At 41.3% G+C, this 7,011-nt stretch carries 5 protein-coding genes; 4 read left to right on the forward strand and 1 reads right to left on the reverse strand.

Going from position 1 to position 7,011, the window contains the following annotated elements; genetic code table 11:
• The first annotated feature begins 286 nt into the window (after positions 1–286).
• Positions 287–961, forward strand: a complete 675-nt coding sequence (locus tag K8S13_RS04680) for a hypothetical protein (RefSeq protein ID WP_291460800.1) — start codon at positions 287–289, stop codon at positions 959–961.
• 71 nt (positions 962–1,032) lie between these two features.
• Here K8S13_RS04680 and K8S13_RS04685 read toward each other — a convergent pair whose 3' ends face one another.
• Positions 1,033–2,658 (reverse strand): ABC-F family ATP-binding cassette domain-containing protein, encoded by a 1,626-nt coding sequence (locus K8S13_RS04685; RefSeq protein ID WP_291460801.1) that lies wholly within the window; start codon positions 2,656–2,658, stop codon positions 1,033–1,035.
• A 227-nt stretch (positions 2,659–2,885) separates the two neighbouring features.
• On the opposite strand from K8S13_RS04685, the gene K8S13_RS04690 reads away from it, so the two are divergent.
• From K8S13_RS04690 to K8S13_RS04700, 3 genes are all read left to right on the forward strand, one after another.
• Positions 2,886–4,811, forward strand: coding sequence for a PAS domain S-box protein (locus tag K8S13_RS04690; protein WP_291460802.1), 1,926 nt, complete (start codon positions 2,886–2,888; stop codon positions 4,809–4,811).
• A complete protein-coding gene (locus K8S13_RS04695) occupies positions 4,811–5,053 on the forward strand; it encodes a hypothetical protein (RefSeq protein WP_291460803.1) in 243 nt (80 codons plus the stop codon). Before K8S13_RS04690 ends, K8S13_RS04695 begins: the two co-directional genes overlap by 1 nt.
• 42 nt (positions 5,054–5,095) lie before the next feature.
• Positions 5,096–7,011 (forward strand): transglycosylase domain-containing protein (locus K8S13_RS04700; protein WP_291460804.1); only part of this gene is annotated, 1,916 nt, incomplete at its 3' end.

Here is a 7,011-nt window from a genome sequence, read left to right on the forward strand (position 1 = left end):
GCCAGCATCAGGACTTCACCTGTTTTATCATCCTGTGCAATGGCAGGAATCAATCCATTGCCCTTTTTAAAATCAAGCTTAAAATCAAAATCAAATTTTACCATGACCTGCAACAACTCCTTTAGAGTGTAATAATAAAAACTTAATTAAATAACCAATATTGTTCAAAAAGTCAAATTTTAAAAATTGCAGATTCCTGGATTCCTCGGGCTTTTTATTGTACTATTGCATCCCTTTTGGATATGATAATTTTACTTTTACAAAATTAATATCAAAGGAGAAGAGCGTGATCCCTTGGGAAGAGATTGACCGGGCCAAAGTCCCCGGACATGAAGGAGAAATAATTCTGCTGAAGCGAGGCTCGGAATTCTCCATCCGAACCGCAGGAACAGAGCTGATGAACAGCCGCGTCCATGGTTCCGAAGATGCACTAGCTGAACTCACATGCCGCCGCATTAAACAAAAATCAGATATAAGAATTCTCATTGGCGGCCTCGGCATGGGGTACACACTGGCAGCCACACTTGAACAATCCAGGCCGAATACACGCATCATTGTATCGGAACTGATCCCGGCTGTGGTCCGGTGGAACCGAAAACATTTGGGCCACCTTGCCCGAATGCCGCTGGATGACTCCCGGGTATCTGTTAGAAAAGAAGATGTGGCAAATATCATCAGGGAAAAAAAATCTTTCTGGGATGCCATACTTCTTGATGTAGACAATGGTCCTGAAGGACTAACCCGGAAAGCCAATGACCGCCTTTACAGCAAATCCGGTCTGAGAACCTCCTTTTTTGCTCTTTGTCCCGGAGGGATTCTGGCTGTCTGGTCTTCCAAAGAAGACCAGGCCTTTGCCCGGCGCTTAAAGCAGTGTGGATTTACGACCGAAACCATCACCGTACGAGCCCGCAAATCCGGAAAAGGCAGCCGGCACACAATCTGGCTTGCAAAAAAGCCCTGATAACACTGTATTTTTGAAAACCGATTGCTTGGTGCCCGACCGGAAACCGCCAATTTTCGTTCAGATACTACTTAAGCAGCTTTCCGGATCATGGCCTTTCGAGTTTTTGCAACTTCCGTACTTTTAATATATTCATCAAACGTCATGAGCCGATCAATGACACCGCCGGGAATGATCTCGATAATCCGGTTTACCACGGTATTCACGAACTCATGATCATGGGAGGTAAAAAGAATCACCTCCTGGAATTTGAGCAGGCTGTCATTTAAGGATGTGATCGATTCCAGGTCGAGATGGTTGGTGGGTTCATCCATCATCAGGACATTGGATTTGGAAAGCATCATCCTTGAGAGCATGCAGCGAACCTTTTCCCCACCGGAAAGCACGTTGATTTTTTTTGTGGCCTCTTCCCCGGAAAAGAGCATGCGTCCCAGGAAGGTCCGGACAAAGTTCTCGGTCTCTTTGGGAGGAGCGAACTGCAGGAGCCACTCGATAAGGCTCAGGTCACCGTTGAAATAAGCACTGTGTTCCTTGGGAAAATAGGAGTGGGTAATGGTGACTCCCCAACGGAAAGTACCGCTGTCCGGCTCCATCTCCCCTGCCAGGATTTGGAAGAGGGTAGTCCTGGCCAGGCTGTTTTGACCCATAAAAGCAATTTTATCCCCGGTGTTGACAACAAAACTTACGTTTTCCAATACCTTTTCACCATCGATAGTCTTGGTGAGTTCATTCACTTCCAGGATCACCTTGCCACAGGCTCTTTCCGGCGTAAAACAGACAAACGGATATTTTCTTGATGACATTGGCATATCTTCAATGGTGAGTTTCTCTAAAAGTTTCTTTCGGGAAGTGGCCTGCTTTGATTTGGAAGCGTTGGAACTGAACCGCTGGATAAAAGCCTTTAATTCATTGGCCCGGTCAGTGACCTTCCTGTTTTCTGCCTGTTTCTGCTTTAAATTCAGCTGGCTGGCCTGATACCAGAAATCGTAATTCCCCATGTACACTGCGATCTTACCAAAATCAATGTCTGCAATGTGGGTACACACCTGGTTCATGAAATGACGGTCATGTGATACCACGATTACCGTATTTTTAAACCGGTAGAGAAACTCCTCAAGCCAGGCAATGGATTTAATATCCAGGTTGTTGGTGGGCTCATCCAGAAGCAGAACATCCGGGTTTCCGAACAGGGCCTGGGCAAGAAGCACCCGCACCTTTTCCCCGCCCTCAAGTTCCTTCATCTTTTTTGGGTGCAGCGCTTCGGCAATTCCCAGACTGTTTAAGAGAACGGCCGCTTCAGACTCTGCCTCATACCCATTCATCTCTGCGAATTCGACTTCAAGTTCACCTGACCTGATCCCATCCTCCTCGGAAAAATCGGGCTTGGCATAAAGCGCATCCCTTAATGCCATAATTTCATACAGTTTTTCATGACCCATGATCACAGTGTTTAAAACCGTGTCCTCGTCAAAGGCAAAGTGATCCTGCCTTAAAACTGCTATTCGCTCATTAGATCCCACAGAGACGCTTCCCGAGTCTGATTCAATATCACCGGCAAGAATTTTCAAAAATGTGGACTTGCCTGAGCCGTTGGCACCGATGAGCCCATAACTATTGCCAGGAGTGAACTTTATATTAACGTCTTTAAACAGAACCCTCTTACCATAGGCGAGGGTGACGTTGGTCGCACTTATCATTATTATTGTTTTCCTTTTCATTAAATACAAAACCACAGGAACAGAATCCTGTGGCTCAAAAATCGGCTGTACTCTATCATTTTTAGAAATGAAAAGAAATCCTTAAATTAAAAAAATTTTATGACATCCTTAATATTTTAAAATATACTATTGAAAACATGATAACATCCTGAGTATAAGTAATGATCTCAAATAATGAGTCCTTATATTTTTCCAGGGCGGTATAAATGAAATTGACGGATAAACAATCAGCTCTTCAAGATGCACAGAACGCAGAAAAATCAGCCATACAATTGTACCAGAAAAGCCGTCTTGCACAAGAACGGCTCCGTACACTCTTAAAGTTCCTGCCTGACCCGGTATTTGCATTCACCCTTGACAATAAGGTTGAATACATCAATCCAGCCTTTGAAAGAGTCTTTGGATGGACCCTTAAAGAGATAAAAGGGAAAAATATTAAATTCGTTCCCGATCACTTAATTGATCAGGCAAAACAGGGGATGAAACAATTGTTCAAAAATCAATCGGTTCTTGACTTTGAAACCCAAAGATACACTAAAGACGGACGGATTCTTGATATATTGATTAATGGCTCAATTTTATATGACGAACATAATAAACCCATAGGACAGGCATTAATACTGCGGGACATGACCGTTGAAAACCGTATGGCTAAAACCAATCAAATCATGTTCAGGATCTCTAAAGCGCTGCACCAATACCAGAAACTGGGAGATCTTATCGCTCTTATCAACAAGGAGATACAAAAACTGGTATCTGTGGAAGGAGCTTTTATTCTGCTGGCAGATAAATCAAAAAAGCAACTCTATTTTTTTTCTGCCCAATACCGGAACCTGGAATCAGAAAAAAAATTCAAAAAAATCAGATTCCCAGCTGATCAGGGGGTTTCCGGACGTGTTTACAAAACTGGGAAACCCCTTCTTATTTCAGATGTTTCCAAATGCTCTTTTTTCCTGAAAAGGGTTGACGATGAGACCGATCTTGTAACAAGGGATATCCTGTCCGTTCCCATAAAGCTTAAAGACCGGACCATTGGCGTGGTTTCCGTTGTCAATAAAACCCTTGGAGAATTTGATAACACAGATATTGAACTTCTGAGCACTGTGACCAGTACGATTGCGCTGCCCATTGAAAATACCCGGATACATGAAGAATTACGCAAATCCTATGAAGAACTGAAAACCTTGAACCATGCAAAAGACAAGGTAATCAATCATCTTGCCCATGAACTTAAGACCCCTGTTTCAGTTTTGAGTGCCTCTATGAAACTTTTGGAAAAAAAACTGAACACCCTAGGCATAGAGAACCCTTTGATTGAAAAAATTTTCACAAGAGGACAAAGAAATCTTAACAGAATTCTGGACATACAATATAAAGTTGAAGATCTTTTAAGGAAAAAGGATTTTAAAGCATACCATATTCTTAACAAACTTCTTGATGCTTGCAAAGATGAATTAACAATCCTGATTGAAAGTGAAACTGAAAATATTGATATTATAAACAGGGTGCACAACACCATAGAAACCCTTTTCGGTCCTAAAAAAATCAAATCCCAATCTCTGCTTTTGGATGAATACCTGATAAACCTCATTGAACAGCTTCGGCCTGAATTCGGGCATCGAAAATGTCTGTTAAACATTCAGATTGACAAAAATATTACTGTTTATATTCCGCCTGAAATTCTTGACACCATAACAAGAGGGATCATCCGGAATGCATTTGAATACACTCCGGATGCAGGTAAAATTGATATTATTCTGAAAAACACAGAGAATTATCCGGAATTAATTGTCAGGGATTTCGGAATCGGATTTACCAAAGAAAAATTACACCTGATATTTGAAAATTATTTCACCCCCCCGGAATCTATAGATTATTCGACAAAAAAACCCTATGATTTTAATGCGGGCGGCAGGGGATTTGATCTTCTGAGAATAAAAATTTTTTCTGAGCGGTATCACTTTAAAATATGGATTGATTCAGACCGGTGCAAGGTTATACCAAAAGATAATGATATCTGTCCCGGTGATATTCACCTGTGCCGGGCTTGTACGACCATAGATGATTGTTTCAAATCAGGAGGCACTTCAATCCACATTAAATTTAACTCATCGAAAGAAAGAAAAAATTAATGGAATTTGATTTAAAAGAGATATACCAGGAAAGCCCAAAAGCATTTAGAGATCTTATTATAATTTTTATTTTTGCGATGTTTGTTTTTCTATTGACTATAGCAGCCTCCTTTGATGCATTTGAAATGCTTGTTGAATGGTCCGAAAAATATGAAAAATTTGAAATTGATGAGATTTTTGTTTTACTTAATATTACCCTGTTTTGCGACCCCATAAGTATTGCCATAACACATGTAATCTGATAATAACCATTTAAAAAAATATTAAATTTTTTCCAGGGTGTTATGGTAAAAAAAAGTAAGTCCGAGATAATGAAACAAAGAAGCAAGAAAAAGAAAAAAAGTATTATTCTCTTTCTTTTTAAATGGATTTTTATTCTATTCATACTCTTAAGCCTTCTGGGTTGTGCAGGAATTGCCGGACTTTACTATTATCTCAGCCAAGATCTGCCCAAAATAAACACCTTGAACGATTATCGTCCTGCTACTGTGACCAGCGTGTTTTCAGATGACGGAAGAAAAATCGGAGAATTTTATGAAGAACGAAGGATTGTCATCCCTTTATCCCAAATGCCGCAAAATCTGATTAACGCTTTTTTGGCAGCAGAGGATTCAAGGTTCAGGGAACACCTTGGCATTGATATTCTTTCCATCATCAGGGCATCTTTAAAGAACCTTAAGGCCGGCACTATTGTCCAGGGGGGCTCCACAATCACCCAGCAGGTGACTAAATCCTTTTTACTGACTCCGGAACGTACCTATGAAAGAAAACTCAAAGAAGCTATTCTAGCATACAGGATTGAAAAAAAATTTACAAAAGATGAAATCCTTTTTCTTTATCTGAACCAGATATATCTGGGTCACGGGGCCTATGGTGTAGAATCTGCATCTGAGAACTATTTTGGGAAACATGCAAAAGATCTTAATTTAGCAGAATGTTCAATGTTGGCAGGCCTTCCCCAGGCGCCCAGCAGATATTCTCCTTTCAGATTTCCTGATCGTGCAAAACAGCGGCAGATATATGTATTGAACCGAATGAAGGAGGACGGCCTTATCACAAACCTTGAGGCCACAGAAGCCATTGATCTTAAACTGGATATTAAGCCTCGAAAAAACTGGTTTATTGAAAGAGTACCTTGTTATACCGAGCATGTCAGACGATATGTAGAAAAACATTATGGTAAGGATGCCCTGTACAAACAGGGACTTCAGATACATACGGCCGTCAATATTGAACTCCAGAAAATCGGAAGAAATGCAGTAAACAAAGGACTGATTGGGCTGGATCAGCGAACGGGATATCGCGGCCCGTTGAAAAATATCCCTGCCCTTCAAATAGAGTATTTCTGCACACAAATTTCAGAAGAAATCGGTAATAGACTGCTGGAAAAAGGGAAGACCTATCAGGGGGTTGTATTAAGTATTGATGATGAAAAAGGTGTCACCAGGGTCAGAGTAGGAAATTCCCACGGCATCATCAAAGTTGAAACCATGACATGGGCCAGAAAACCCGACCATGAAGTTGCTTATTATGAAGCCAAAGTTAAAAAGCCTTCCCGGGTATTTAAGCCTGGCGATATTATCATGGTTAAAGTGCTCAATGAAATCGTTGAAGACAATGAGCTTGAGTTTACTTTGGAGCAGGAACCCGTTGCCCAGTCTGCTTTGTTGAGTATTGAAGCGGAAACAGGACATGTGAAAACCATGATTGGCGGGCGTGATTACAGGAATAGTCAGTTTAACCGGGCCTATCAATCTAGGCGCCAGCCGGGAAGCGCATTCAAACCCGTTATTTATGCTGCTGCCCTTGATAAGGGGTATACTGCTGCCAGTGTAATCATAGATTCCCCGGTTGTCTACGAAGACATAGAACGTGATTTCATCTGGAAACCCCGTAATTATAAGAAAAAATTTTTTGGCCCGACCCTGTTCCGTAATGCCCTTGTTAAATCCAGAAATATCGTTACCATTAAAATTCTTCAGGACATTGGGATAGACTATATTATCGATTACTCCCGAAGGCTTGGCATTACATCGGATATCAGCCAGGATTTATCCATTGCACTTGGATCATCCGGACTCTCTCTGCTTGAACTTGTCAATGCCTATTCTGTTTTTTCAAACCTGGGCTACCTGATTGAGCCTGTATTTATAACAAAAATTTATGACCGTGACGGGAACCTGCTGGAAACCTCCAAGTT

This window comes from Desulfobacula sp. (genome assembly GCF_021107415.1).

What these genes read in the sequence shown, in the direction of transcription:
- K8S13_RS04690 (WP_291460802.1), top strand. Translation starts at nt 2,886, where the DNA reads ATGAAATTGACGGATAAACAATCAGCTCTTCAAGATGCACAGAACGCA.
- K8S13_RS04695 (WP_291460803.1), top strand. Translation starts at nt 4,811, where the DNA reads ATGGAATTTGATTTAAAAGAGATATACCAGGAAAGCCCAAAAGCATTT.
- K8S13_RS04685 (WP_291460801.1), bottom strand. Translation starts at nt 2,658, where the DNA reads ATGATAAGTGCGACCAACGTCACCCTCGCCTATGGTAAGAGGGTTCTG.